This window comes from Paenibacillus xylanexedens (genome assembly GCF_007676705.1).
In the GTDB taxonomy this organism is placed as follows: Bacteria; Bacillota; Bacilli; order Paenibacillales; family Paenibacillaceae; genus Paenibacillus; species Paenibacillus xylanexedens_C.
Genome location: NZ_VEBF01000002.1, coordinates 663,500 through 688,818, shown reverse-complemented (window position 1 = coordinate 688,818; position 25,319 = coordinate 663,500). Strand labels below are relative to the sequence as shown.

29 protein-coding genes are annotated in these 25,319 nt (G+C 47.5%); 28 read left to right on the top strand and 1 reads right to left on the bottom strand.

Features of this window, described 5'->3' with window-relative positions:
- From aroB to FS628_RS12935, 22 genes are all read left to right on the top strand, one after another.
- Entirely contained in the window at positions 1 to 1,095 is a 1,095-nt protein-coding gene (gene aroB, locus FS628_RS13040; protein WP_145322478.1) for a 3-dehydroquinate synthase, read from the top strand.
- 5 nt (positions 1,096 to 1,100) lie between these two features.
- Positions 1,101 to 1,478: a chorismate mutase gene (gene aroH / locus FS628_RS13035; protein ID WP_145322476.1), complete on the top strand. Its 378-nt coding sequence runs from the start codon at positions 1,101 to 1,103 to the stop codon at positions 1,476 to 1,478.
- Positions 1,479 to 2,168: 690 nt separating this feature from the next.
- Positions 2,169 to 3,737 carry an anthranilate synthase component I gene (gene trpE / locus FS628_RS13030; RefSeq protein ID WP_145322474.1) on the top strand — a complete coding sequence of 523 codons (1,569 nt, stop codon included), beginning with the start codon at positions 2,169 to 2,171 and terminating at the stop codon, positions 3,735 to 3,737.
- A gap of 70 nt (positions 3,738 to 3,807) precedes the next feature.
- Positions 3,808 to 4,848, top strand: a complete 1,041-nt coding sequence (gene trpD, locus FS628_RS13025; protein WP_145324136.1) for an anthranilate phosphoribosyltransferase — start codon at positions 3,808 to 3,810, stop codon at positions 4,846 to 4,848.
- Positions 4,838 to 5,626: an indole-3-glycerol phosphate synthase TrpC gene (gene trpC / locus FS628_RS13020; protein ID WP_145322472.1), complete on the top strand. Its 789-nt coding sequence runs from the start codon at positions 4,838 to 4,840 to the stop codon at positions 5,624 to 5,626. Before trpD ends, trpC begins: the two co-directional genes overlap by 11 nt.
- Positions 5,626 to 6,363 (top strand): phosphoribosylanthranilate isomerase, encoded by a 738-nt coding sequence (locus tag FS628_RS13015; protein WP_145322470.1) that lies wholly within the window; start codon positions 5,626 to 5,628, stop codon positions 6,361 to 6,363. Before trpC ends, FS628_RS13015 begins: the two co-directional genes overlap by 1 nt.
- The gene (gene trpB / locus FS628_RS13010) at positions 6,360 to 7,559 is read left to right on the top strand and encodes a tryptophan synthase subunit beta (RefSeq protein ID WP_145322468.1); all 1,200 of its coding nucleotides are present in this window, start codon (positions 6,360 to 6,362) and stop codon (positions 7,557 to 7,559) included. The genes FS628_RS13015 and trpB overlap by 4 nt, the downstream gene beginning before the upstream one ends.
- Positions 7,556 to 8,362 (top strand): tryptophan synthase subunit alpha, encoded by an 807-nt coding sequence (gene trpA, locus FS628_RS13005; protein ID WP_145322466.1) that lies wholly within the window; start codon positions 7,556 to 7,558, stop codon positions 8,360 to 8,362. Before trpB ends, trpA begins: the two co-directional genes overlap by 4 nt.
- Positions 8,363 to 8,448: 86 nt before the next feature.
- Positions 8,449 to 9,549, top strand: a complete 1,101-nt coding sequence (gene hisC, locus FS628_RS13000; protein WP_145322464.1) for a histidinol-phosphate transaminase — start codon at positions 8,449 to 8,451, stop codon at positions 9,547 to 9,549.
- Between the two features lie 26 nt (positions 9,550 to 9,575).
- Positions 9,576 to 10,670, top strand: coding sequence for a prephenate dehydrogenase (locus tag FS628_RS12995; protein WP_145322462.1), 1,095 nt, complete (start codon positions 9,576 to 9,578; stop codon positions 10,668 to 10,670).
- 729 nt (positions 10,671 to 11,399) lie between these two features.
- Entirely contained in the window at positions 11,400 to 11,993 is a 594-nt protein-coding gene (locus tag FS628_RS12990) for an RNA polymerase sigma factor (protein WP_062835180.1), read from the top strand.
- Positions 11,990 to 12,625, top strand: coding sequence for an anti-sigma factor family protein (locus FS628_RS12985; protein ID WP_145322461.1), 636 nt, complete (start codon positions 11,990 to 11,992; stop codon positions 12,623 to 12,625). The genes FS628_RS12990 and FS628_RS12985 overlap by 4 nt, the downstream gene beginning before the upstream one ends.
- Before the next feature lie 43 nt (positions 12,626 to 12,668).
- Positions 12,669 to 13,268 (top strand): histidine phosphatase family protein, encoded by a 600-nt coding sequence (locus FS628_RS12980; RefSeq protein ID WP_145322459.1) that lies wholly within the window; start codon positions 12,669 to 12,671, stop codon positions 13,266 to 13,268.
- Positions 13,269 to 13,502: 234 nt separating this feature from the next.
- Complete coding sequence (locus tag FS628_RS12975) at positions 13,503 to 14,621, top strand: hypothetical protein (protein ID WP_145322457.1); 1,119 nt, start codon at positions 13,503 to 13,505, stop codon at positions 14,619 to 14,621.
- Positions 14,622 to 14,665: 44 nt separating this feature from the next.
- Complete coding sequence (locus FS628_RS12970; protein WP_145322455.1) at positions 14,666 to 15,172, top strand: gamma carbonic anhydrase family protein; 507 nt, start codon at positions 14,666 to 14,668, stop codon at positions 15,170 to 15,172.
- Between the two features lie 23 nt (positions 15,173 to 15,195).
- Positions 15,196 to 15,375 (top strand): IDEAL domain-containing protein, encoded by a 180-nt coding sequence (locus FS628_RS12965; RefSeq protein WP_017687723.1) that lies wholly within the window; start codon positions 15,196 to 15,198, stop codon positions 15,373 to 15,375.
- A gap of 152 nt (positions 15,376 to 15,527) precedes the next feature.
- Entirely contained in the window at positions 15,528 to 15,950 is a 423-nt protein-coding gene (locus tag FS628_RS12960; protein WP_145322453.1) for a DUF2487 family protein, read from the top strand.
- 193 nt (positions 15,951 to 16,143) lie between these two features.
- Positions 16,144 to 16,686: a ubiquinol-cytochrome c reductase iron-sulfur subunit gene (locus FS628_RS12955; RefSeq protein ID WP_145322451.1), complete on the top strand. Its 543-nt coding sequence runs from the start codon at positions 16,144 to 16,146 to the stop codon at positions 16,684 to 16,686.
- 15 nt (positions 16,687 to 16,701) lie between these two features.
- Positions 16,702 to 17,373, top strand: coding sequence for a menaquinol-cytochrome c reductase cytochrome b subunit (gene qcrB, locus FS628_RS12950; protein ID WP_017687726.1), 672 nt, complete (start codon positions 16,702 to 16,704; stop codon positions 17,371 to 17,373).
- A 21-nt stretch (positions 17,374 to 17,394) separates the two neighbouring features.
- On the top strand, positions 17,395 to 18,279 hold the full coding sequence (locus tag FS628_RS12945) for a menaquinol-cytochrome c reductase cytochrome b/c subunit (protein WP_145322449.1): 885 nt from the start codon (positions 17,395 to 17,397) through the stop codon (positions 18,277 to 18,279).
- Positions 18,280 to 18,389: 110 nt separating this feature from the next.
- Complete coding sequence (locus tag FS628_RS12940; RefSeq protein WP_145322447.1) at positions 18,390 to 19,016, top strand: DUF1405 domain-containing protein; 627 nt, start codon at positions 18,390 to 18,392, stop codon at positions 19,014 to 19,016.
- 67 nt (positions 19,017 to 19,083) lie between these two features.
- Positions 19,084 to 19,953, top strand: coding sequence for a sporulation protein YpjB (locus FS628_RS12935; protein ID WP_186327807.1), 870 nt, complete (start codon positions 19,084 to 19,086; stop codon positions 19,951 to 19,953).
- A gap of 118 nt (positions 19,954 to 20,071) precedes the next feature.
- Here the strand turns inward: FS628_RS12935 and FS628_RS12930 are convergent, their stop codons facing one another.
- Positions 20,072 to 20,941 carry a YitT family protein gene (locus FS628_RS12930; protein ID WP_145322444.1) on the bottom strand — a complete coding sequence of 290 codons (870 nt, stop codon included), beginning with the start codon at positions 20,939 to 20,941 and terminating at the stop codon, positions 20,072 to 20,074.
- 171 nt (positions 20,942 to 21,112) lie between these two features.
- Here FS628_RS12930 and FS628_RS12925 point away from each other — a divergent pair, with 171 nt between their 5' ends.
- From FS628_RS12925 to bshA, 6 genes are all read left to right on the top strand, one after another.
- Positions 21,113 to 21,442, top strand: a complete 330-nt coding sequence (locus tag FS628_RS12925) for a nucleotide pyrophosphohydrolase (protein ID WP_017687732.1) — start codon at positions 21,113 to 21,115, stop codon at positions 21,440 to 21,442.
- A gap of 50 nt (positions 21,443 to 21,492) precedes the next feature.
- Complete coding sequence (locus tag FS628_RS12920) at positions 21,493 to 22,017, top strand: tetratricopeptide repeat protein (RefSeq protein WP_145322442.1); 525 nt, start codon at positions 21,493 to 21,495, stop codon at positions 22,015 to 22,017.
- An 82-nt stretch (positions 22,018 to 22,099) separates the two neighbouring features.
- Positions 22,100 to 22,903, top strand: coding sequence for a 4-hydroxy-tetrahydrodipicolinate reductase (gene dapB / locus FS628_RS12915; RefSeq protein WP_145322440.1), 804 nt, complete (start codon positions 22,100 to 22,102; stop codon positions 22,901 to 22,903).
- 11 nt (positions 22,904 to 22,914) lie between these two features.
- Complete coding sequence (mgsA, locus tag FS628_RS12910) at positions 22,915 to 23,355, top strand: methylglyoxal synthase (protein WP_145322438.1); 441 nt, start codon at positions 22,915 to 22,917, stop codon at positions 23,353 to 23,355.
- Positions 23,352 to 24,050, top strand: coding sequence for a bacillithiol biosynthesis deacetylase BshB1 (gene bshB1, locus FS628_RS12905; RefSeq protein ID WP_145322436.1), 699 nt, complete (start codon positions 23,352 to 23,354; stop codon positions 24,048 to 24,050). The genes mgsA and bshB1 overlap by 4 nt, the downstream gene beginning before the upstream one ends.
- A 98-nt stretch (positions 24,051 to 24,148) precedes the next feature.
- Complete coding sequence (gene bshA / locus FS628_RS12900; protein WP_145322434.1) at positions 24,149 to 25,309, top strand: N-acetyl-alpha-D-glucosaminyl L-malate synthase BshA; 1,161 nt, start codon at positions 24,149 to 24,151, stop codon at positions 25,307 to 25,309.
- Positions 25,310 to 25,319 lie beyond the last annotated feature (10 nt).

Here is a 25,319-nt window from a genome sequence, read left to right as displayed (position 1 = left end):
ATGCGTCAGCTGACGGTACAGTTGGAGGAACGCTCATATCCGATACTGATTGGTAGCGGCCTATTGGCGCAAGCACCTCAATATTTTGAGAAATATGGCTTGACCAAAAAAAGTCCGTTACTCATCATTACAGATGAAAATGTGGCACCCAAATACTTGTCAGGTTTGGAGCAAACGCTGCGTACGGCTGGTTATACAGTCGTATCGGCGGTTGTCCCCTCTGGTGAAACATCGAAATCCCTTTCGGTGTACCAGGATATGATGACTGTCGCTATCGAAGGCAAACTGGATCGGAGCTCTGCGATTCTGGCCCTAGGTGGGGGTGTCGTAGGTGATCTGGCTGGCTTTGTTGCTGCTACATATATGCGTGGAATCAAGTTTGTTCAAGTACCTACAACGATTTTGGCGCATGACAGCAGTGTGGGCGGCAAAGTAGCTGTCAATCATCCGCTGGCCAAAAATATGATCGGTGCATTCCACCAGCCCGAGCTAGTGCTCTATGATGTGGACACACTTCAATCCTTGCCACCACGAGATGTATCGGCAGGGTTGTCAGAGATGTTGAAGCATGGACTAATCCGTGATGAGGCTTTTGCACATTGGTGTGAGGAGCATGCGGAAGAGTTGCTTGCGCTTAATCCGGAAGCATTGGGATACGGCTTGGAGCGCGGTTGTGGTATTAAGGCAGAGATTGTATCCAGAGACGAACGGGAAAATGGAGAACGTGCGTTGTTGAACCTGGGACATACGATAGGTCATGCCATTGAAGCGATTGCAGGTTATGGAGAATTCCTGCACGGAGAAGCGATCTCGATCGGTATGGCTGGATCAGCATTGCTTGGTGAGAAGCTTGGTGCGCCAGCAGGGCTCTATGAAGATACGGTCCGCATGCTGCGTTCACTTCGCCTTCCAACAACGATGCCTGCGCATCTCGACACGGATGCATTAATGGAAGCGATGATGCATGACAAAAAGTTCCGTGAAGGTCATATGGTGTTTATCATTCCTGATCGGATTGGAGCTGCAAGAATTGTGAAGGACGTACCTGTGGCGGCGGTTCGGGACGTCATCGAAATGCTCAGGAAGGGAGAATAACAGCAATGGTCACACGGGGAATTCGCGGGGCTACAACAGTCACGCATAACAACGAAGAACAGATTTTGAAGGAAACGGCTGTATTGTTGCAGGAGATCGTGGATCGCAATGAGATCCAACCGGAAGATATCTGCAGTGTATGGATTACGTTAACTGGGGATCTGGATGCTGCTTTCCCGGCAAAAGCTATTCGCCAACTGGACGGCTGGGAGCTTGTACCACTGATGTGTGCACTGGAAGTTCCGGTTAAAGGTGCCTTGGCACAGTGCATCCGTTTCATGGTACATGTGAATACGAACAAGAGTCAGAATGAAATCAATCATGTGTACCTGAATGGTGCACAGGCATTACGTCCAGATCTGGCAGCACCTTCTGGTTCTTAAGCAAGTGGGTTGTCAAACCGGTTATAATGATGTATAGTGAAAACCAGTTGAGTAGAGTAGAGATTGAGCTGAGAGCAGCTGAGCTAGTGGAGTATATAGCAGAGTCCAGTGGGTGGTAACCGGGGCAACAGAAACCGGTCAACTGATTCACGGTACGTCGTGCTACGGAATAGGTAACAGGAACAGGGCGAACAAATTTGTCTTAGGGCATCTTTTGTTTTGATATATTTTGGTACAAACACAATCAATGTACTCTTCCTTATTAATGAAATATTGGACTGAGTGGTTGACGTGTTATGACTGAAGTATTTACCTGATTGAATGATGTGACTTCCATCGATTCAGCAACCTGTGCATAATCCGACAGCGAAGTATAGGGACTTGTTATTTATGAAGCATCACCCTGTTAAATACAGCTTATAACCAAACCTCTACCTGATGGTAGAGGTTTTTTTCGTATATACAACTTTTTTCTACCCCTATAAGTTCAACTGAACTTTTACACAAAAACGCAGAGGACAGAAATAACGTGAAGAAGCGGAGCGTTCGCGTTTATCACCGGATTTTCCCTTTAGAAAGGGATCAAAAAAATCTGGGGATAACAGCGATCGGAAGGTTGTTCTGTCATTGGAGTGCTCAGTGTAAACCTCTTTTAGTTGAACTTATATAAATCTGAAAGGACGTGATCTGATGATAACGCCAAACGTTAATCAAGTACTAAAAATGTCGAATGAGTATAATCTGATTCCGGTAGTCAAACGGATTCTGGCAGACATGGAGACCCCGATTCGAATATTCCGCCGTTATGCTGACAACGACCGTGCATTCCTGCTGGAAAGTGTAGAGGGTGGTATTCAATGGGCGAGATACTCGTTCATCGGTACAGATCCGTTCCTGATGATTTCGGCGAAGAAAGGCCGGATTGTTGTTGAAGAAGCAGGGAAGACCCGTGAATTGCCAGGCAAACCGATTGAAGAACTGAAAGCATTGCTGCGTAAGTACCGCAGCCCGAAAGATGATGAACTGCCACCATTCACAGGTGGAGCAATTGGATTCTTCGGATACGATCTGCTTTCCTATTATGAGAAGCTTCCGGCTCACGCGCTGGATGATCTGAATATGGATGACATTCGTTTTATGTTCTGTGACCAGATTATCGTGTTTGACCATGTGAAGCAGCAAATGCTGTTAGTCGGTAATGTACACGTCAAAGACGGAGCGACGGATGATGAGATACGGCAGGCGTATGCAGTGACATCGGAGAAGCTGGAGCAGGCCGCAGAACGTTTGCAGCAGCAAGGACCCGGGGAAAACCTGAATCCGCGTTCCATTCCGGGAGACGTGGAGCTGGGGGACATTCGCTCCAATCTTACGAAGGAGCAGTTTATCGGCAATGTGGATCAAGCCAAAGAATACATCCGCGCAGGTGATATTTTTCAAGTGGTATTATCCCAGCGCTTTCATATCGATACGGAAGTTTCTCCGCTTCACGTGTATCGCGTGCTTCGGACGCTAAATCCATCGCCTTACATGTACTACCTCAAGATGGATGATGAGATTATCGTTGGCACCTCGCCGGAGGCACTGGTCAAGGTGGACGGAAATCGTGTGGGGACACGACCAATTGCAGGCACACGTCCAAGAGGGGCGACAGAAGCGGAAGATCGTGCACTTGCTGCAGATCTGCTCCAGGATGAGAAGGAACGTGCAGAACATTTGATGCTGGTAGATTTGGGCCGTAACGATCTGGGCCGTGTATCCAGCTTCGGCAGTGTGAAGTGTGACATGTTCATGGAGATTGAACGGTATTCTCACGTTATGCACATGGTATCCAACGTTACGGGCGAGCTTAGAGACGATAAGGATTTCTTCGATGCATTCCTCTCATGTTTGCCTGCGGGTACCGTATCCGGTGCACCGAAATTGCGTGCGATGGAGATTATCGCGGAACTGGAGAAAGAGGCACGGGGTGCCTATGCAGGAGCGATCGGATACCTCGGATTCTCGGGTAACATGGACTCCTGTATTACGATTCGTACGATTATTTTCAAAAAAGGAAAAGCATATGTTCAGGCCGGAGCGGGAATCGTGTGGGATTCTGTGCCTGAGAATGAATACGAGGAAACGGTTAACAAAGCCAAAGCGCTGCTTAAGGCCATTCGAACAGCAGAAGCAATGTTTCCTGCCAAAGACAAAGACAGCACGTTGAGACTGGCGAATGCAGACTATTTTGTCACACCAGCGGCCGCTAAGAACTGAGAGAGAGGAGAGACCGGAGATGAACATGAACCCAATGATGAATGAGAAATCAGTAACACCCGTAGCTGAGATTGCTCGTGAGGAGGGCATGAAGAATGGCCTGGCAAAGGTTTTGGAGGGCGGCCATTTGGAGCAAGCCGAAGCACGAGATTTGATGTATTTGATCATGAGAGGTGAGGCAACGCCGGCTCAAATCGGAGGTTTGCTGATGGCGCTGCGGATGAAAGGGGAAACGGTGGATGAGATCACCGGTTTTGCTGAAGCGATGCGTGGTCAAGGCGGACGAATTCTCACGGATGGCAGCGGCTTGCTGGACACTTGTGGAACAGGCGGTTCGGGTATTCACAAATTCAATATTTCCACAGCATCTGCCATCATTGCTTCGGCCGTCTCGGTTCGGGTCGCTAAACATGGCAACCGTTCCGCTTCAGGCAAAGCTGGAAGCGCTGATGTATTAGAGGCACTCGGTGTAAATATTCATCTGAACGGTGAGCAGGCCAGACAATGTCTGGATGATATCGGAATCTGCTTCTGTTTTGCCCAGGTATATCACCCTTCCATGCGGCATGCAGCAGGACCAAGAAAAGAGCTGGGTGTTCGTACCATTTTCAACATGCTCGGACCTTTAACCAATCCTGCAGGAGCGGATCGCCAATTGCTTGGCCTGTATGATCGTTCCCGGACGCCGATGATTGCTGAAGTACTGAATCGTCTTGGTCTCAAAAGAGCGTTGGTCGTGGCCAGTCATGATGGTCTGGATGAAATCAGCATCTCGGCACCGACTCAGGTATCTGAACTTCGCAATGGTGAAGTGCACACCTATGATATTGATCCACGTGATATGGGTTTGTCTCTGCATCCGCTCGAAGCAGTGCTTGGAGGAGATGCGGCACAGAATGCCGAAATTATTAAGAGGATCTTCCAGGGTGAGCAGAGTGCCTACCGAGATGTCGTTCTGCTGAACGCCGGAGCATGCATCTATGTATCCGGTCTTGCAGATAGCATTGCAGAAGGGGTGACACTTGCCGCAGAAGCGGTAGATTCGGGGAAAGCTGCCGGGAAGCTTGAACAGTTAATTCATACAACGGAGGCGTACAGTCATGTATCTTGATCGAATCGTTGCAACCAAACATAAAGAAGTTGAAGTTCTGGCACAAACATTTCGCATGGATGAAGCTATCCAAAAAATCGAACAACTACCCGCAACCCGGGGGTTCGAACAAGCATTATCGAGCAGACGCAATCGCAAACTCGGTCTTATCGCTGAAGTGAAGAAAGCTTCGCCTTCCAAAGGGTTGATCCGTTCGGATTTTCATCCGGTAGAGATAGCTGCTGCTTATGAACGAGCGGGGGCAGACTGCATCTCCGTATTAACAGATGTGTCGTATTTCCAAGGAAATAATGAGTACTTGCAGGCTATCCATCAGGCGGTGAATATTCCGCTATTACGCAAGGATTTTATTATAGATGAACGACAGATTGCCGAGGCAAGATTGCTGGGTGCAGATGCAATTCTGCTGATTGCCAGCATTCTGACACCAGAAAAGATTCGTCAATATCTGGAATTCGCCAAAAGTCTGGGGCTGGATGCCTTAATTGAAGTCCACGATCGGACAGAACTGGAGCAAGTATTGGAAATTCCGCAGGCAACCCTTGTGGGCATCAACAATCGCAATTTGAAAACATTCGAAACCAGTCTGAATACGACACTGGATTTGATGGAATTGATTCCGAGTGGTGTCACCTTGATCAGTGAAAGTGGAATTGATGGACCAGAATCAACAGTACCTCTGATCCAAGCAGGTGTTCACGGTATTCTCGTAGGGGAGCACCTCATGCGTAAGGATGATGTCGAGGCAGCTGTATATGATCTGATGGGACCCAAATGATGAATACCTCCATACAAGATGGCAAAGGCGACAGTCAGTCAGAACTGAGAAACCCGCTGCCAGCGGCCGTAAAAATATGTGGACTTCAGGACGTTGAAGTGCTAAAATCGATGATAAACTTGCCTGTGGATTACATTGGTGTTGTTTTTGCCAAGTCACGCCGCCGAATCGAACCTGAGCTGGCTGCTATATTAAGAACGGTGCTGTTCGAATGGTCTGCTTGTGATCGACCGAAGCTTGCCGGTGTATTTGTGAATCCTACTCTCGAAGAGCTGGAACACATTATGGAGGTCGTTCAACTGGATGTTATTCAACTGCATGGACAAGAGACTGCGGAATTTTGCCAGCAGGTGAAGCAACGGTGGAATGCCGAGGTGTTCAAAGCTATTTCTTTTCCAAAAGATGAAACGGGTTCGGAAGCTGATGATACAGCCATAACGGCTCTTGATGCTTACGATAAATTCGTGGATGCGATATTGCTCGATACCTATGATCCTCAGTATGGAGGAGGCTCCGGCAAAACCTTTGCCTGGGAACGTATTCCTGCCTATGCCGAATGGGCGAAAAGTCACAGCATTGGGATGTTCGTTGCAGGAGGTTTGCAGCCGGATAATGTACAACAACTAATACAGACATATGCACCTTTCGGCGTCGATGTATCCAGCGGCGTGGAGACTGAAGGTGTGAAAGATATCGCCAAAATTACAGCATTCGTAGAAAGGGTGAAGCAGGCATGACACATCAATTGCCGGATCAACACGGGCGTTTCGGTCCCTTCGGAGGCCGCTTTGTACCCGAGACACTAATGAACGCACTCATTGAACTAGAGGAAGCCTATAGCCACTTCTCGGAAGACGAGGATTTTAACAAGGAACTGAACTATCTGCTAAGCGAGTACTCTGGACGTGAAACGCCATTGTACCATGCAGAGCAATTATCTCGTCGGTTGGGCGGACCTAAAATTTATCTGAAACGTGAAGATCTGAATCATACAGGTGCACACAAAATTAATAACGCCATTGGACAAGGTTTACTTGCCAAACGTATGGGCAAAAAGAAAGTGATTGCCGAAACGGGAGCAGGCCAGCATGGCGTTGCAACGGCGACAGTAGCTGCATTGCTCGGACTGGAATGCAAAGTATTTATGGGCGAAGAGGATACACAGCGACAGCAGTTAAACGTATTTCGGATGAAGCTGCTTGGAGCAGAGGTGATTCCGGTGACGTCTGGAACACGTACATTGAAGGATGCAGGTAATGAAGCACTTCGTTATTGGGTCAGCAATGTGGAGGATACGTTCTATGTCCTCGGATCCGTTGTTGGTCCCCATCCTTATCCGATGATGGTTCGGAATTTCCAGCGTGTGATCGGTGACGAGACCCGTCGTCAGATTCAGGAGATCGAAGGACGTTTGCCAGATGTGATTGTAGCCGCTGTCGGTGGCGGTAGTAATGCAATCGGGATGTTCTATCCATTTATCGGTGATCAGGATGTGAAACTTGTTGGCGTTGAGGCCGCAGGCAAAGGGGTAGATACCGAGTATCACGCGGCGACAATGAGCAAAGGTACGCATGGTGTATTCCAGGGCTCCATGAGCTACTTGTTGCAGGATGAATATGGACAAGTACAGGAGGCACATTCCATCTCGGCCGGGCTTGATTATCCGGGTGTTGGTCCGGAACACTCCTATCTCAAAGATATTGAGCGGGCGAAATATGTACCGATCACGGACCAGGAAGCTCTGGATGCTCTGCAATTGCTATGCCGGACGGAAGGAATCATTCCTGCTCTTGAGTCTGCACATGCGGTTGCTCAAGTTGTTAAATTGGCGCCTGAACTCACAGCGGACGATATCGTTGTCATCTGTCTGTCGGGACGTGGAGACAAGGATGTTGAATCCATCATGAAATACACGGGAGGCGACTTGGCATGAATCTGATGGACCAGACCTTCCAGCAATTGAAGGAACAGAATCGAACGGCACTTATCCCCTTTCTAACCGTTGGAGACCCGGATGTGGAGACAACGATCGATATCATCAAGGAGCTTGAGCAGGCCGGAGCAGACATTCTGGAACTGGGTGTTCCGTATTCCGATCCGCTAGCGGATGGACCCGTCATTCAGCGTGCTTCCGAACGTGCATTGAAGAGCCGGGTTACCATTCGTACTGTCATGGAGACCGCTGCAAAAGCTCGTGAGGCAGGTGTGAAACTGCCTTTTGTGCTGTTCACCTATTATAATCCGGTGTTGCAGACTGGACTGGATGTGTTCTTTGAAGAGTTGGTCAAACACGATATTAGCGGCATGATCATTCCGGATCTGCCAATTGAGGAATCGGAAGAAATGCGTGAGCGTGCACATCGTGCCGGTGTACATCTGGTTCCGCTCGTTGCACCTACGTCTAATGAACGGATTGAGCGGATTGTAACGGGAGCGAGCGGATTTATCTATTGCGTTTCTTCCCTTGGTGTAACCGGAGAGAGGGCTTCTTTCTTTGATGGTGTAGAAAGCTTCATCGAGACGGTGAAAAGTCTGACAGACCTTCCGGTGGCGGTAGGTTTCGGTATCTCCAGTCATGAGCAAGTGGCGCATTTCTCCCGTATCTGCGATGGCGTTGTTGTAGGAAGTGCTATCGTTCGTCAGGTGGAAGACGCGATTCCTTTGCTAGGAAATCCCGATACGCGTGAAGCGGGACTGTTGCAAATTCGCAACTTTGTGGCACAATTAAAAGGATAGGAATGTCCTGAAAGTACATTCTTTGGACACGTGCAGTACAAGGTTAATCGTGTCCAACATTATTTCAATAACAGGAGGCGGTCGGGTTGAAACCGAAATCCCAGATTGTCAATCTGCCTGTGTACCAGCCGGGCAAACCGATTGAAGAAGTGAAACGTGAACTGGGGCTTGAACAAGTCATCAAGCTGGCTTCCAACGAAAACCCATACGGCAGTTCTCCTGCCGCTCTGGAAGCCATTACGAGAGAAATGACTAATATAAGCATATACCCTGACGGTAGCTCAGTTGAGCTGACAGGGGTCCTTGCCAAGCATCTTGGCGTGGAGCGGAACAATCTGATATTTGGTTGTGGTTCCGATGAGATTATTGCTTTGATCACGAGAGCTTTCTTCTTACCGGGTGACGAGACCATTATGGCTGATCAGACATTCTCCGTATACAAAAGCAATGCAGATATTGAAGGTGCCGTAACCATCGAAGTGCCTCTGAAGGATGGAACGCATGATCTGAGCTCCATGCTTGCACAAATCAATGACAAGACCAAAGCAGTATGGGTATGTAACCCAAATAACCCTACCGGAACAATTATTTCCGAACAGGAACTTATCGCATTTATGGACCGCGTGCCTGCTCATGTGATGGTTATACTGGACGAAGCGTACTATGAATTCGTAACCGATGAAGCATATCCACAAAGTGTGCCATTAATTGAACGGTACCCGAATCTGGTCATTCTGCGGACGTTCTCCAAAATTTACGGTTTGGCTTCGCTCCGGATTGGGTACGGTATTGCACGTCCCGAAATTATTGATTTGATTAACCGTGTACGTGAGCCATTTAACACTTCGCGTTTTGGACAGGTGGCAGCAACGGCTGCACTACTGGATCAGGAGTTTGTTCAAGAGTGCTCGAAGCGGAATGCAGCGGATCGGGATTTTCTGCAAAATGAATTTACGCGGTTGGGATTGTCGTATTTCCCTTCGCAGGGTAACTTTATTATGGTTGATCTGAATATGCCTTCGGCAACGGCGTTCCAATCCTTGCTCAAACAAGGCATTATCGTTCGCCCAGGATTCCACGTATATCCAACATACATTCGTGTGTCCGTCGGAACATCAGAACAGAACCGTGCATTTGTCACGGCACTGGAGAACACGCTGGCTGAGAAGGCGGTAGCACGCCCTTAATACTGGCGATGAAAGAGTGAGGACCCATGAAACTAAAAATTGCAATGATCGGTGTAGGACTCATTGGCGGATCACTGGCGCTTTGCTTCAAAGGCAAGCCAGGTGTATCCGTGATGGGCTACGCCCATTTGGAGGAACTGAAGGCCAAGTACATAGCGAGCGGTGTAGTGGATGATGCTACGCTCTCTCTGGAAGAAGCGGTAGAGGATGCCGACTTTATTTTTTTGTGTGTGCCCGTAGGTTTGCTTGAATCCTATTTCGAACAGCTCTCCAAGCTGCCATTGAAAAAAGGATGCATTATCACGGACGTAGGCAGTACCAAAGCTTCCATCGCCGCTTGTGCCGAGCATGTGCGGTTGACCGACGCTTACTTCATTGGTGGTCATCCGATGGCAGGATCGGAGCGTGCAGGCGTAGATGCGGCCTCAGCCGTGTTGTTTGAGAATGCATACTACGTCTTAACTCCTTCAGAACATGTGCCTGAGGAAGCGTACAGCAGGTTGTCTGAGCTTCTTGCGTATACGCGGGCACAGATCGTACGTGTGGAGCCACTACTGCATGATGACATTGTGGGGGCGATTAGTCATCTGCCACATGTTATTGCTGTTGCATTGGTAAATCAGGTACGTCAATATAATGAATCGAATCCACTGTATAAAATGCTGGCAGCAGGCGGTTTCCGGGATATTACCCGGATTGCGTCCAGTGACGCCATTGTATGGAGAGACATCTTGCTTAGCAACCGTGATGTGCTGCTGGGCTTGCTCAAGGACTGGAATAGCCAAATGACGGCCTTCACGGATATGCTGGAACATCAGAATGGTGAAGGCATTGAGGATGCATTCCGTCAGGCCCGCGAGTTCAGGAGTGTATTGCCAGAGCGACGTAAAGGCATGATTTCGCCGTTATTTGATCTGTATACCGATGTCCAGGATGCACCTGGTATGATCGGTAAAATCGCAACCGAGCTTGGTGCGAATGACATCAACCTGAGCAACTTGGAAATTATCGAGAACCGGGTGGATGTGCCGGGGATCATGCGTCTGTCCTTCCGTCAGGAAGAGGATATGGAACGAGCGAAGACTCTGCTGGATTCCTTGGGATATCAGGTGTGGATATAAGACGAGATAGGGGGCGAAAGCCCTCTTTTTTGTGAGGTTTTATTGGAGTTGTTCATTTGATTCTTGTCCACAAGGAAAAGGAGTTATTATCCTGAATTTCCGAAAGCTATAATGAATTCAAACAATTTTACTTAAAGTGTTGACAAAATGAAAACGTATACATATAATAAGGGTACAGTATGGTTTCTCTCCACTCCTATCCAATAACTGTATTGCTCCACGTGAGCAATGGCCGCTTATGTAAGCGGTCTTTTTTTTGTCTTAAAAGATATTTGAAAGATATTGATATGTTAATATGTACACTACTTATTACATCCTCTCTCTCTTTACATCATCCTCCTTAATCTGTTAGGATACCTTAGATCAAAAAAATATCACATTTTTGTAACCTTTTCAGAATTTCGTTCGTCTATATAAGCAAGGCCTACCAAAAAGGCTCAAAATGAAGTCATGAACGTGAAAAACACTGCATATGAATGACAGGTCGGGTTTCTGTGGAGAGCAATGGATTTGCCAGGATGATGCAGACCGTTGTACAATAAATACTGTTATGTAGAAACGTTGGGGAAATTGCCATTACATAGGGGAATTTGGCGGGAAGGCCAGTTATGGTGCTGAACGCTGTTTATATGCGGTGAGAACCGCAACTTTTTTGTGCCTGTTCGGTAATACATGGATAGAGTCGAACGGGGAGAAGCACATGGATGGGCGAGGAGGGGTCGCACTCAAATGACGGATTCCCAGTTGATTCGAGAGATCAAGGAAGGTAACCTGGAGTTATATTCCGAGCTGATGAGTCGTTATCAGCGTAAAATACTGGCTTTCGTATATCATATGTTGAAAAGTTCCAATATGGAGCTGCTTGCGGAAGATCTCTGTTCTGAGACTTTCTATAAGGCGTTCCGCAGTCTGCACTCTTTCCGTGAGGTGGATGCCTCATTCTCAACCTGGTTATACACCATTGCGAGAAATACGGTACTGAGTGAGCTTCGCAAACAGCGCAGCGGAAATGTCCCACTTGAAGAGAGCGGGATTGTGCCCGTTGCTCCTTCGGAGAATGCACCGGAGTATGCTGTACTACGCAGCGAGCGGGTGATGCTGGTTAGGGATGCGATTAACAATTTGCCGGAGAAGCAGCGTTCTGCGATTATACTCCGTGAGTATGATCAACTAGACTACCAAGAGATTGCGAATATTCTTGGGCAGAGCGTCAGTTCTGTGAAATCGCTATTATTCAGAGCAAGATCAAGCGTGAAAACTCAATTGGAACCTTATTTCTTCGAACCGGTGTACGAGCCATATGAAGGGATGAAGAACCGATGAATTGCAATGAAGCCCAGGAACTGTTTGCACTGGTCTGGGACTTGCCGGAAAATCATCCTCAGCGGATTGCATTTCATGCTCATCTCGCTGGTTGTGAAGAGTGCTCCGAGCAGTTTGAGGTCTGGGAAGAAGCTCAGATCTTGCTGCACAGCATTCCGGTTCCAGTGACAGAACAACAGGCAGAGAGAGTAAACCGTAACGTTATGGACCGGATCTACGCGGAGTCTCCATGGCTACTGCCGGAAGAGGCAAAGGTTAATCGTTTCTCTGCTGCGATTCGCAAGCATATGTCTTTGTGGATTGCCGCGTTCCTGGCTATTTTTTTATGCAGCTTTCTGTACATGGCAATGTTTAAGCCAGATGTATCAGAAGCTGAGCAAACCAAGGTTGTTGCTACAGGTATTCTGGAGACAGGGGTTGCCGGAAGCGGACCATCGTCATCTGGATTGTATCAGTACAACATGACTGGAGCGGACAGAGGAAGCATCATTGAACCTTTTGTTGTGAGCATGGGACCCGCTTATCCTCAGTATTGGATGGCCCTGTCTTTACTAGCAATAGGGATGGCTTTATTTTCTCTTGGACGTATGCATCGAACAACGAATAAACGAAAACAAGGTGCGCGTGCATAGGTAATAACCTTTCGTTCGCCGTGTGGAGAAATGAGGGATGTAAGTGCGAATCGGGCTTATTCGTCACGGTCTTACAGACTGGAATGCGGCGGGCCGTATTCAGGGGCAGACTGATATACCTTTGAATGGAGAAGGTCGTGAACAGGCCGAACGCCTGGGAAGACGTCTGCTGACGGAAGAATACCAATGGGACTATATCATCACAAGTGGATTATCACGGGCACAGAAAACAGGGGAGATTATCTCCAAACTGTTGAATGTACCTTTGCTTGAACCGGACGCACGGTTGAAAGAAAGGGCTTTTGGTCAGATTGAAGGTCTGACTTCAGAGGAGCGGGTTGCCCGCTGGGGCCAAGCCTGGGAGACGCTTGATCTGGGACAGGAGCAGATTGCGGATATCCAGATTCGTGCACTGGCATTTCTGGAAGATCTATGGTGTGCCTATCCGGATCAAAACGTGCTTATAGTCACTCATGGAGCTTTTCTGGCCAACCTGTTAACGGCCTTGTATAAAGATCGGTATACAGAACGGATTGGAAACCTGTCACTAACGATCCTGGAGAAGGAACGTGATGACTGGAGTCCGCTGTTATATAATTGTACACGACATCTGTCTCTAGACACAGCGAAACAACCTGAGTAATCCAACTTGGGTTGTTTTTTTGCGTTTTATGGGGAAAGAAAGGCTTTATATGATTTCAAACCTCTCATTTTTCTTCTGATTAACCAACTTGAGGCATAGTATGATTTTAAAACATAAAAGATTTCCAAAAAGAGGTTTAGATTGTGGGAATTCCGTCAACGATGTTTACAAAACCAAACTATTTCAGGCCCCGAATCAGCAGCCGAAGTAGTTAACGGGCGAGGCGATGGACCCATGAATCTAGCGGATATGCTTACTTTTGCCGATATTGGCCAGCTTAATCGAATAGCAGACTATTACCAATGTGAATGCAAGCCCAACTCCAAACATGAACTCATCCAGAGTATTCTCACCACATTGGGCAGCAGACCCTTTTTTGAGCAGCAGGTACGTCAACTGAATCAAGCAGATCAGCGCTTCTTGAACAACTTGTTGTTCGATCCTCGCCAGTACTATGGTATGGAAGAACTCGTTGCCATAGCTCGTCAATCGATGGATAAAAAGGAGAGTGAGGCTGGAGCAAGTCCACGTGATCTTATCGTCCGCTTCAATAAAAGTGGATGGTTGTTCAATGGGACGACGCAGCAGACCAGATATCTGTATCAGGTACCCCAGGATCTGAAATTAAGATTCAGGGATGTCCTATCCACTCATTTGCGAACAGGGATTACGAAAACAACGGAACCCCCCATGTATCGGGATGAGTATCATCTCTTGGCGGACGATCTCAAGTTGTTCCTGCAGTTTGTTCAGCAGCATGAAATTGCCCTTAACGCTGAAGGTATGATGTATCGCCGCTCTCAACAGCAGATTATGGAGCATCTGCACATCAGCGAGGAATTGGTAGGCAAGGCCGGTTGGAGGTTCGGATATGGCCGTTCGTTCAAGGATTATCCGGATCGTTTCGCCCTTCTCTACGACTATGCATTTCACCATCGGCTGGTTCGCGAAGAGCAAGGTACACTGAGGTTATCGCCAGCTGGAGAAGACAAGCTGGGGGCTGAGAAAACAGCTGAAATGATACAGCTATTTAGGTTTTGGTTAAGATTATATAAAGGCGCTATTCCAAATCTGTCCTCTATTGTGTATTGGACAGGCGAATGTGCATCTGAATGGTCAACCGCCGAGTCACTGTTTCGACAGATCGGTCCATTCATTCAGCCGTTCTATTATGATACGGCCGAGGCCATATATGATAACAGAATTATTAAAATGATGTTGCATCTTGGCATGGTCCGTATTGGGGAACACGAAGAAGGCCGGACTGTTCAGATGACAGCTTGGGGTACGCGTCTTGCTGCATCCTGTCGCTCCATCTCAGGAGACACGACACCCATTATGTTTGACAAGTGAAGGACAAGTTGCTAAAATCACTCCCAAATTAAGGAGTGATATGAATGATAATTCCATACAAAGGTATACAACCTCAGTTACATCCTTCGGTATACATAGCTGAAGGTGCAAAACTGATCGGTGATTTGAGAATGGGAGAAGAGTCTTCCGTTTGGTTCAATGCAGTCCTACGGGCTGATTTGGCTCCTATAATCATTGGAAAGCGCTGTAATATTCAAGATAATGCTGTTGGGCATGTCAACACAGACCAACCTTTGATCTTGGGAGACGATGTTTCGGTAGGACACTCAGCGATCATTCATGGTTGTTGTATTGGAACAGGGTCATTGATTGGCATGGGAGCCATTCTGCTGAATGGAGCCGACATTGGCGAATATACGCTGATTGGCGCCGGTTCTGTAGTTACTGAAAATAGTAAAATACCGCCCTATACTCTTGCTTTGGGGACACCTGCCAAAGTGATACGTGAGTTGACTGATGCTGATTTGGAGCGGATGTCCAGAACTTCACTGGGTTATGTTACCAAAGGGAAAGAATATAGGAGCTCTTAAATCCGTTTTGGAGGTGCATCCTATTGGATAAAATGAAAGTTACGTATGAAGTCATGTTGGGGCTAGCAGCTGAGATGGTGTGGGACGAAGCGCTTCGCAAACAGCGCAGCGAGAAGCTCTATTTGGAAATCGATAAAGCGTTAGCTACCGGAGACGAAGTAGCTTTCCGGAGTCTGACGGATGAACTGAGGACCATAAACTGATGGGCTAAATACATCTTTTCTGAGATAAAAGGGAATGCGCAGATGCGTGTTCCCTTTTTTGATATGTGTAATTCCAAAATGATTGTCTGGATTTATAAGATATGCTCATATATAATATGGGAATAAAATGGATAGAAAGGGGATATAGGGAATTGAAATTCAGTGAGATGACTCAAGACAGCTGGGCTGAACTGCAACTCTATCTGGATACATGCCTTATTCCATACACAGCTCTTAGCGGTGAGCAGTCGCCAGTTGAAGCTACCGAGGCACTGGAGCGGCTGAGAGATTTTTTGGATATGGTCGAAATTCCTTTCAAAGGGAGAATCATGACTTATCCAGCCTTTCATTATGCTAATTCGCAAATGTCAATGACATTAAATTCCTTGTCCGCCCAGCTTAAATCTTCAGGATTCAAATATGTGGTTATTATGTCATCTGATGGTCAGTTTGAGGGTGTGGAAATTCCATCTGCTGATTTGGTTTTGAGCCGATTAACATTAACTCGTGAGATCGGAGAAGAGGGGATTGCGAGATATGTCGGGGAGAAAATACGAGAGTTGTGGAAAAAGTGAGTTTTATGTGACAAATGTGACAATTTTACAACACTTTTTTAATAACGCTTACAATTGAACCTTAAAAATGTGTGACAAATTCTTGACGGTGTTCTAGGGCTACTATATGATTATGTATGTTCTAGTAAGTCGTGGAATTTATGAAAATGAAAACGTTTGAGAGAGTTGGCTGAAAAAGGGGGTTGGAGACAGTATGAGCAGTGAGCATGACCAGCACGAAGCTTCGATGAAATTGCCAAGCCGCATGGAGATGTCACGCAGGCAGTTTTTGACGTACACGCTTGGTGGAGCTACAGCCTACATGGCCGCCGGTGCAATTCTTCCCATGGTCCGTTTTGCGGTGGACCCGATTTTGCAGCATAAGGGAGAAGGCACCTCTGTCAAAGTAGCTGAAATCAGCAAAATTACGAATGAACCTCAAGAATTCACCTTTGAACTTCAACAACAGGATGGTTGGTATCTGAGTAATGCATCGTTGGTGGCTTGGATTCGCAAAGATGAGCAGGGTAAAATTTATGCGCTCTCACCTATCTGTAAACATCTGGGATGTACAGTGGGCTGGAATAGTGACAAAAGTTATCCTGACGAGTATCATTGCCCCTGCCATGGCGCGCACTATGACAAGGAAGGGAAGAATCTTGCCGTAGCCCCCAAACCGCTGGATGAGTACGTAGTTAAGGAAGAGCAGGGTTGGGTATATCTGGGCGACATTGTTCCGAACACCCGAGTGAATTAGGAGGCGTGAACGCAGATGTTTAAAAATGTCTATGACTGGATTGACGAGCGTCTCGACATCACGCCAATTTGGCGGGACGTTGCGGATCATGAAGTTCCAGAGCATGTAAATCCGGCTCATCACTTTTCCGCATTCGTGTACTGCTTTGGTGGATTGACGTTCTTTATTACTGTTATTCAGATTCTGTCAGGCATGTTCCTGACCATGTATTACGTACCTGATATTATCAATGCCTACGCAAGTGTGGAGTATCTGCAGACCAAAGTAGCCTTCGGCCAAATTGTTCGCGGCATGCACCACTGGGGAGCCAGTCTGGTTATCGTAATGATGTTCTTACATACGATGCGTGTGTTCTTTACAGGCTCTTACAAGGCACCGCGAGAAATGAACTGGGTTGTCGGCATGCTGATCTTTTTCGTCATGTTGGGCCTGGGGCTCACAGGGTACTTGCTACCATGGGATAACAAAGCCTATTTTGCAACAAAAGTAACACTGGAGATTGCCAACACGGTTCCTTGGCTGGGACCAATTATCAAAGAATTCCTGCAAGGCGGTACGATCGTTGGTGCACAGACACTAACCCGATTCTTTGCCCTGCACGTATTCTTCCTCCCCGCTGTGCTTCTGGTGCTTCTGGTCGGACACTTTATCATGATCCGCAGACAGGGCATTTCGGGACCACTATAAACTGAGAAGGGAGGAATCGCAATGGCTCACGGACATAAGAAGGATGATGAGGAAAAGGTTATCTTTGTCGGTGACTCACGCGTCCGTAAAGGGGCGGGATTCATTACCCCGCCTGATTACTCGGCGTATCCCGGCAAATCAGAAGCCTTTATTCCCAACTTCCTGCTGAAAGAATGGATGGTTGGTGTCGTTGTATTGGTAGGGATTTTGGTTCTCACGATCTCAGAACCTGCACCTTTGGGATATCCGGCCAATCCGAGCGCATCCGTTATTCCCATGCCGGACTGGTACTTCCTTTTTCTGTATCAGTATCTGAAGTATCCATACGCATCAGGCGATTACGTCCTGCTCGGGGTACTGGGAGTCAGTGGGGTCGCTTTCGGAGCTTTACTGCTAGCACCGTTCCTGGACACAGGCAAGGAGCGACGTTTCTATAAACGTCCTATTGCTTCATCGTTGATGATACTATCGGTCATTTCAGTATTTTACCTGACGAACGTGGCATGGACGCACTACAAGCATGAGCTTGAAGCGACAGGACAGAAGCCTGAACACATTCAGCGTGAGGAAGAAGCGCTGGAGAGGCATGAACAGGGGCTTCCACCCATTTCCAATGCACCTGGACAGCAAGAGGAAGTGGCCATCGTGGAGCAGGATGACCCTGCAATGGAAACGTACAAGAAGGCCGGCTGTATTGGCTGCCATGCGGCTGATATGAAGGGCGCAAGTGGACCTTCACTTCGGGGTGTGGGTGACAAGCACAGTCAGGAAGAGATTCTCACCATTATCAAAGAAGGCTACAACGAGATGCCTGCTCAGTACAATAATGCCATCGCTCAAGGTGTTACGGATGAAGAGATTACTCATCTGGCCGAATGGCTTGCGAAACAGAAAGCAGAACAGTAAAATCGAAATAACCAATGAAACCTGATCGTTTATGCGGTCAGGTTTTTTGAAGTGTTTTTTGGACAGCACTCAATTGTGCGCAACATATGATGAAGGAAGGGGCAGGGAATGTGGCTTTATCGTTTTTCTGGAGTAGGGAATTTCTGACCAACCGTTATTTTCTGTGGCTTTTGTTTTGGTGTAATGCAGTAGGAACAGTGTACGGATACATCTGGTACGGTGATCAAATGAAAATGACGCTGGCCGAGCAACCGGTGTGGCAGATCGTATTTGTGCCGGATAGCCCGACGGCGAGTTTGTTTTTCACCTTAGCGTTGCTATGGATCCTGTATCCACCAAGGTCCATCATTATCAAACGGATTGGACATGTGATTCAGGCGCTTGCCGTGGTCACATCTGTGAAATATGGCGTGTGGGCCGTATCCATTATTTTCGCCGGGTGGATGCAAGGGGGTACACAGCACTGGCAAGACTGGATGTTGATTGCTTCGCATAGTGCGATGGCAATTGAAGCTCTTATATATGTGCGGTTTTTCGGCTTCCGCTGGGCAGCCCTTGTCGTTGCAGGTCTTTGGACGCTTTTGAACGATACGATGGATTATACATATGATATTTACCCTTGGTTGCCCGCCTCCCTCTACGATCATGTAGATGGCGTACGCAATTTCACTTTCGGGCTGACGCTGGTGAGTATACTGTGTGCCTGGCTTGCGCTGAGACAAGCGAAACGAACCTGATATCCGATCTTGAGCTTGTTCTAAGGAACTGCCCGCCGCCATACATTGATGGTGGGGGGGGATGTCCATGAAGGGAACGTTCAGGATCAAGACTGGCTTATTGGTGGTATCGTTCATGGCTCTGCTGCTGTGGACGAACTTAGCATATCGTGTATCCGCACACAGTGAAGGATTGAATTCGAATTCAGATCAGCAAGTGTCCACAAGCAATTCAATTGCACAACTGAATGAAGAAGCAGCCATATTGTATCGTCAGGCACTCGAGAACAATATTGAAGAAGTGCGAGGAAGCATTCTGCGCATCAGTAAAAGTCTGGAGCATATCTCTTTTGAGGGACAAACGACAGTAGAGGGCATTCATGCCTTGTCCGAAACCATAGTTGAAGTGAAACAAGCCATTGTGAAGGTGAAGAATGATGATGCTTCTCTTCAGCAGTCCTCTGCCAAACTAAGACTTGCAGCAGATAGTCTCGCAAATCCGAGCAAGCCGTTATGGCTGCAGTATTATAAAATCGTGAAAAACGATTTGGATGCTTTATCTGCTGCTACAAATCAGGGGCAAACTGCGGCCGTACTGGCAAACCGCTACGCCGTTCTGGAGGAGCATTACGAGACGATTCGTCCTGCCGCACTGATTCGCCGTGAACCGTATGAGATTGCTCAGATGGATGCCTGGTTATCTCATACCAAGGGGCTTACCACTGCAAAGCAGCCAGATCTAGCTCAGTTAAAGAGCATGGTGGGCCATGGTGAGGAACTGGTGAACCAGTTATTTGGTCGCGAGAAGGATGAGAGTGCCTTTGTACCGTTTGTACAGGGTCCGGATCGCAGGGCAGCCGGGTTGCTTATTAGTTCGGTCATTGTGGCAACGCTAAGTTATGCCGGGTACCGTAAATATCGTGCACAGCAGCAGGGTATATTTCCTTTTCGGCGCTAATAGGACATGAACCTGATCCCTGATCCTCGTATATTAAAAAAACCTCTTTTCACATAAACAGCCACTATAACGGCTCTTCATGCGAAAAGAGGTTTTCTTGTAGTTTCTGTGTAGTACATCAACTTTCTTTGAAACCTTCTCCATGTACATCGTGAACATCGCTGATGATGACAAAAGCTCTGGGGTCAATGGAACGTACAATCGTCTGCAACCGCCTGAACTCTTGTCGGGATATAACACAGTAGGCCATGTGTTTGGCCTGTTTAGAGTATGCGCCAATGGCTGGAATGAGGGTAACACCACGATCCATCTCCCGTGTGATCTGATCCGCAATCTTCGGTGCATGGTCACTGATGATCATAAATGCCCGGGCGGAATATGCACCTTCCTGAATAAAGTCGATGACTTTGGAGGCGATAAATACCGCTACGAGCGTATACAGAATTTTTTCCTTGGGGATGTAGATGAGAGAGAGCCCGATAATGACGAAATCAATGCCCAGTAATACTCGCCCCATACTCCATCCATACTTGCGGTTGAGAATACGAGCAATGATGTCTGAGCCGCCCGTCGTTCCGCCCCAACGGAATACAATACCAAGACCGGCTCCAAGGGTAACACCTGCATATAGGGCTGCGAGCAGGAGATCATTCTCGGTATGTAATGGTTCAATCCAGCCCCAATGAATCAATTTCTCGAACAACCACAGAAAAACGGTCAATGCCCCAATCCCGATACCGGTATAGATCATCTGTCTGCCGCCCAAAATTTTAAGCCCAATCAGAAATAGAGGAACGTTAAGAATCAGCGTTGTGAGTGAAGGTGATATGCCGAATGCATAATTGATCAGCACCGTAACCCCGGTGAGACCACCTTCCATAAGCTGGTTGGGGATAATGAAATAGAGGAGCCCGAAGGCATATAAGGCTGTACCCAGCAGGATGGGCAGAACCAGTTTGACTTGAACCCAGGTTTTGGCAGTGCTCATAAGATCCCTCACTGTAGATGAATTAGAATGAGAAGCAGTCATTCCCATCTTAGTATACCTGTTTATTGATTCTTTAAAAATGATTTGTCCTGATGATGGTGGAAGTGAATCTAAATAACTGATATTATTAGGAACAAATACGACATCATTTCAAAAGGAGAATCCGTTCTCATGGAGAAAAGCATCGCAGAAATGCAGCGTGAGGTTGATCAGTATATCTCCCAGTTCAAGGAGGGATATTTCAGTCCTCTGGCCATGTTGGCCCGGATGTCTGAAGAGGTTGGAGAGCTTGCCAGGGAAGTGAATCACGAGTTCGGTGAGAAGCCCAAGAAGTCTTCCGAAGCCGCCAATTCCATTGAACTTGAGCTCGGAGATATTTTATTTATCACGATTTGTTTTGCGAACTCGCTGGGTATTGATCTGGCTGAGGCGCACGATAAAGTCATGCATAAATTTAACACCCGCGATGCCAATCGGTGGACTCCCAAAAACACCGATTAGGCGTAGATTACATATGCTGTACCATCACCCGATCGGGGAGGGTCAGCTTAATGATGAAACCGGAAGAATATATGCAGCAGGCTTATCGCTGTATATTGCAAAATGATTTTGAGCAGGCCATTCGTTGGTTCGAATCAGCCATTCATGCTCATCCGCAGCATGCGGAGTTATATTATCGCTGTTCCATTACCCACGCACGTAGCAATCATCTGGTTCCGGCGCTTGAATATGCGCGCAAAGCGGTTGAAATGTCGGCAGGAACAGAGGAATATATTTTGCACCTGCAGACATTGGAAGCGAAACAATTGACCTCCAGAGCCAAGCTGTTGTTGGAGCAGGGGGGGATTGCAACACAGGAGCGTTATGTGGAAGCGTCTACGCTGTTGAAAGAAGCGGTGAGACTTGATCCTCTTTCAGTAGAAGCTCATGTCATGCTATCACTGGCTTACAGTGACTTAAATGAATTTGATTGTGCAATTCAGGTGTTACGTGAGGCCATTTTGTTGGACCCTCAGAACGGACAGCTGCATCAGATGTTACAGGAAATCAAGCAACGTATGAAATCTATTCAATAAGAATTCATTTCACAAGGATATCCAAGTCAAGTTGAAATGGATTCAACCATATGATCCAATATAGCGAGGAGATGCAGTCAAGATGAGTGAAGTAATAAGAGTTGCCGTGATCGGAGCGGCTGGTCGAATGGGCCGTGAAGTCGTGAAATTGGTACTTCAGGACCCGGAACTGGAGCTTGCAGCTGCAGTCAACCGCTCCGGAGCGGGCACCGATGCCGGAACACTTGTTGGTTTGCCAGAGTGTGGAGTACTGGTGACTGATGATATCGAAATGGCCTTTGCCGAGACAAAACCGCAGGTCATGGTTGATTTTACAGTGCCACAATATGCTTTTGCACATACTGAGATCGCGATCCGTCATGGAGTCAGACCTGTGATGGGTGTTACCGGCTTCACGCCGGAGCAGATCGAACAGTTGGACAAGCAGTGTCAGGACAAAGGAATCGGAGGGCTCATTGCCCCTAACTTCTCGATCGGTGCCATTTTGATGATGCGATTCGCAGCACAGGCTGCCAAGCATATGCCGAATGTGGAGATCATTGAATATCACGGAGACCAGAAGTTGGATGCTCCTTCAGGAACAGCGATCAAAACAGCGGAACTGATTGCTGCTAATCGTGAAGAACTTCGTCAAGGTAATCCGAATGAGGAAGAAACGATTGAAGGATCACGCGGCGGTTATTACAATGGCTTCCGAATTCACAGTGTACGACTACCTGGCGTATTTGCGCAGCAGGAAGTGGTATTCGGAGATTATGGCCAGTCGCTTAAAATTCGGCATGACTCCTATGAACGTGCGGGGTATATGCCTGGTGTTAAGATTGGCGTACAAAAGGTTATGGAATATACAGGACTCATCTACGGATTTGATCACTTTATCGACTAAAGGAGATTGTCATGTTGAAAATAGCATTTATCGCCCATGATCGCAAAAAAGAAGAGATGGTTAACTTCGTGACGGCATATGAGCCTGTCTTTACAGACCATCAATTGTACTCGACTGGAACAACAGGGCTTCGTATTATGGAAGGAACCTCGTTGCAGATTCATCGATTCGAATCAGGCCCATTGGGTGGAGATCAGCAGATTGGAGCCTTGGTTGCGCAAAATGAGATGGATCTGATTATTTTTCTGCGCGATCCACTGATGGCACAACCACATGAACCGGATATTAATGCGTTGCTGCGTCTTTGTGATGTGCAGGGGATTCCACTTGCTACAAATATCGCAACTGCTGAAATCCTGGTTAAGGCTCTGGATCGTGGCGATTTCGGCTGGAGAGAACTGGTACATAAATATAAGCCGGAGGCTGGACTGAATTCAGGTGATTCCGAATGAGTCTGGATATTCTCATCTTTGGAGCACATGCGGACGACGCGGAGATTGGTATGGCTGGAACCATTGCCAAACATACCGCTGCGGGCTTGAAAGTAGGCGTGTGTGATCTGACTCGGGCTGAGATGTCTTCCAACGGAACAGTAGAGCGCAGAACCGAGGAAGCGGAGCAAGCCTCCCGCGTCCTCGGTCTTTCGTGTCGAACGAATCTAGCTCTGCCTGATCGGGGATTATATCTCACGCCTGAGCATGTTCAGGCGGTAACGGCTGAGATACGCCGTCATGCCCCTCGGATGGTGTTTGCTCCCTATTGGGAAGATCGTCACCCGGATCATGTCAATTGCAGCAAGCTGGTGCAGGAGGCTGTATTTAATGCCAAGCTTCGGAACTACATGCCGGACATGCCTGCCGTACAAGTGAAGGAACTTTATTTTTACTTTATTAATGACATTGGACCTACGGATTTGATTGTGGATATTACGGAACACTATGAGCAAAAAGAAACTTCGTTGCTCTGTTATCGTTCCCAATTCGAACTGGGAGACGGAGCGGTCTCGACGCCATTGAATCAAGGGTATATTGAACGTGTAAGAGCCCGTGATTCCTTGCTCGGACAACGCAGTCTCATCACGTTTGCAGAAGGTTTTGCTACAATTACACCTTACGTGGTTCATCAATTTGGCTCGGGTGCCCAATAAACGATTTCAGATTTTACTTTTAATGAAACGAAGGGTTACATTATCCCGTTGCATTATATCAACCTGCTTAAGCGGGAGATCAAAGGAGCGTCCACAGGATGGATAAAAAGCTAAAAATCGGCATCACCTGTTATCCGTCCCTCGGCGGGTCTGGCGTTGTCGCAACGGAGCTGGGCAAATTGCTTGCCGAACAGGGGCATCAGGTTCATTTTATTGCCAACAGTATCCCGTTCAGACTGGGTACGTTCCAGAAGAATATTTTTTATCATGAAGTTGAAGTAAATGATTATTATGTTTTCCGTTACCCTCCGTATGATCTGTCACTCGCTACCAAGATGGCTCAGGTGGCCAAGTCACAGCAACTGGATCTGCTGCATGTTCATTATGCCGTGCCACACGCAGTATGTGCCTTTCTCGCGAAACAGATGGTAGGGGATGGCCTCAAAGTGGTTACCACGTTACATGGAACCGATATTACGGTTTTGGCTCAGGATGAATCTCTGAAGGATCTAATCCGTCTGGCCATTAATGAAAGTGACGCGGTCACTGCAGTGTCACAAGATTTGATTCGTGAAACGGTAGAATTGCTGGATATTCAGCGTCCAATCGATTTGACCTATAATTTTATTGATAAACGAATATATTATCCGCGGGATGCTGCCAGTCTGCGGAGAGACTTCGCTGCGCCAGAAGAAAAGATATTAATGCACATCTCCAACTTCCGACCGGTGAAGAGAACTCAGGATGTGGTAGAGGTCTTCCGTCAGGTACAGGAGCAGGTTCCAGCCAAACTGCTATTTGTTGGTGAAGGGCCTGATTTGCCGAAGATGCAGTGGAAAATTAATGATCTCGGCTTGAATGATAAGGTTCATTTCCTTGGCAAACAGGATGACATCGCTCAGGTCATCTCCATGGCGGATGTGTTGATGCTTCCATCGGAGAAGGAAAGTTTCGGACTTGTGGCGCTCGAAGCAATGGCTTGCGGTGTACCCACGATCGGTTCACGGGCCGGAGGAATTCCGGAACTGGTCTTACATGGTAAGACGGGTTTCCTATCCGCAATCGGGGATACACAATCCATGGCCGAGAACACCATCCGTTTGTTGACGGATGACCGTTTGGCTGCGGAGTTCAGGGAGGCGTGTCTCCAGCGCGCCCATCATGATTTTTGCAATGATGCCATTCGGCATGAATATGAACAGATTTACTACCGGGTGCTGGGAAGGGAAGTTCCAAATCTGAAACCGGTTTGCGGTTAATCATTTGCTT

Coding starts and splice junctions, on each gene's coding strand:
- aroH (WP_145322476.1), top strand. CDS start 1,101: ATGGTCACACGGGGAATTCGCGGGGCTACAACAGTCACGCATAACAAC.
- bshA (WP_145322434.1), top strand. CDS start 24,149: ATGGATAAAAAGCTAAAAATCGGCATCACCTGTTATCCGTCCCTCGGC.
- FS628_RS12975 (WP_145322457.1), top strand. CDS start 13,503: ATGAATCTAGCGGATATGCTTACTTTTGCCGATATTGGCCAGCTTAAT.
- FS628_RS12925 (WP_017687732.1), top strand. CDS start 21,113: ATGGAGAAAAGCATCGCAGAAATGCAGCGTGAGGTTGATCAGTATATC.
- FS628_RS13015 (WP_145322470.1), top strand. CDS start 5,626: ATGAATACCTCCATACAAGATGGCAAAGGCGACAGTCAGTCAGAACTG.
- aroB (WP_145322478.1), top strand. CDS start 1: ATGCGTCAGCTGACGGTACAGTTGGAGGAACGCTCATATCCGATACTG.
- trpC (WP_145322472.1), top strand. CDS start 4,838: ATGTATCTTGATCGAATCGTTGCAACCAAACATAAAGAAGTTGAAGTT.
- mgsA (WP_145322438.1), top strand. CDS start 22,915: ATGTTGAAAATAGCATTTATCGCCCATGATCGCAAAAAAGAAGAGATG.
- trpA (WP_145322466.1), top strand. CDS start 7,556: ATGAATCTGATGGACCAGACCTTCCAGCAATTGAAGGAACAGAATCGA.
- FS628_RS12970 (WP_145322455.1), top strand. CDS start 14,666: ATGATAATTCCATACAAAGGTATACAACCTCAGTTACATCCTTCGGTA.
- FS628_RS12935 (WP_186327807.1), top strand. CDS start 19,084: ATGAAGGGAACGTTCAGGATCAAGACTGGCTTATTGGTGGTATCGTTC.
- FS628_RS12930 (WP_145322444.1), bottom strand. CDS start 20,941: ATGAGCACTGCCAAAACCTGGGTTCAAGTCAAACTGGTTCTGCCCATC.
- FS628_RS12955 (WP_145322451.1), top strand. CDS start 16,144: ATGAGCAGTGAGCATGACCAGCACGAAGCTTCGATGAAATTGCCAAGC.
- dapB (WP_145322440.1), top strand. CDS start 22,100: ATGAGTGAAGTAATAAGAGTTGCCGTGATCGGAGCGGCTGGTCGAATG.
- FS628_RS12945 (WP_145322449.1), top strand. CDS start 17,395: ATGGCTCACGGACATAAGAAGGATGATGAGGAAAAGGTTATCTTTGTC.
- FS628_RS12920 (WP_145322442.1), top strand. CDS start 21,493: ATGATGAAACCGGAAGAATATATGCAGCAGGCTTATCGCTGTATATTG.
- trpB (WP_145322468.1), top strand. CDS start 6,360: ATGACACATCAATTGCCGGATCAACACGGGCGTTTCGGTCCCTTCGGA.
- FS628_RS12985 (WP_145322461.1), top strand. CDS start 11,990: ATGAATTGCAATGAAGCCCAGGAACTGTTTGCACTGGTCTGGGACTTG.
- qcrB (WP_017687726.1), top strand. CDS start 16,702: ATGTTTAAAAATGTCTATGACTGGATTGACGAGCGTCTCGACATCACG.
- bshB1 (WP_145322436.1), top strand. CDS start 23,352: ATGAGTCTGGATATTCTCATCTTTGGAGCACATGCGGACGACGCGGAG.
- trpE (WP_145322474.1), top strand. CDS start 2,169: ATGATAACGCCAAACGTTAATCAAGTACTAAAAATGTCGAATGAGTAT.
- FS628_RS12995 (WP_145322462.1), top strand. CDS start 9,576: ATGAAACTAAAAATTGCAATGATCGGTGTAGGACTCATTGGCGGATCA.
- FS628_RS12990 (WP_062835180.1), top strand. CDS start 11,400: ATGACGGATTCCCAGTTGATTCGAGAGATCAAGGAAGGTAACCTGGAG.